Origin of the sequence: Lactobacillus sp. UMNPBX17 (genome assembly GCF_002553735.1) — a bacterium.
GTDB lineage: Bacteria > Bacillota > Bacilli > Lactobacillales > Lactobacillaceae > Lactobacillus > Lactobacillus gallinarum.
In genome coordinates this window covers 1-758 of sequence record NZ_PCYT01000165.1, presented here as the reverse complement: position 1 = coordinate 758, position 758 = coordinate 1, and the positions used below count along the sequence as shown (strand labels likewise).

Genomic DNA, 758 nt, shown 5'->3' with positions numbered 1-758 from the left:
TCGAATAAACAAACTAAAAAGACAATCAACACAGATTTAATTTATATAATACGAGGAGGTGAAATCATGAAGAGAATGAGCAGCTTAGCCTATCATTTTGGCGTTAAGCTTCGCTTTTATCCTAGTTCTAAGCAAAAGAAAATCATTAAGTTGAACTATGATGCGCAACGCTTTGTCTACAACTCTTATGTAGGACGCAATCGAAGCAATTATCATGCTAAGCACTACTTAGCTGTTAGACAATATCAAGCAATGCCCTTTGCTTTTTCTGCTCTTAATAGCTATGAAGCTAGGTTGGCAGAAGAAGTAGTCGCCAATAACTTGTTATTAGCTAAGCCTAAGAATATCCGCGATGCTTATAGCTTTTTGCGTGTTAAAGAAATTGATAGCCTCGCTATTGCCAACGCTATTCAGAACTACCAGAAAGCTTGGAATAACTATCGCAAGATTGGTCATGGAATTCCGACTTTTCACAAAAAACGCAGTGGCTGGTCATATCAGACCAACTGTCAATATCCTAAGCAAAAAGAAGCTTTTCTTGATAACGGGACAGCTAGATTTATTGATGCTAAACATATTAAACTGCCTAAACTGGGTATCGTCCGCATTGCTGGTTTTAGAAGGCTAATCAAAGAGCGTTTGCTTAACCACATCCCAACTAGAATTGGCACAGTCACGATTAAAAAGACCGCTGACGAGCAATTCTACTTATCAATGCAATTAGGCAGCGATACTGCTTTTGTCAAGGAATTGCCTAA

At 38.4% G+C, this 758-nt stretch carries 1 protein-coding gene; it reads left to right on the top strand.

All coding sequences use genetic code 11. The features are described 5' to 3' along the window. Positions 1-66: 66 nt before the first annotated feature. Positions 67-758 (top strand): helix-turn-helix domain-containing protein (locus CP368_RS10125; protein ID WP_158227441.1); only part of this gene is annotated, 692 nt, incomplete at its 3' end.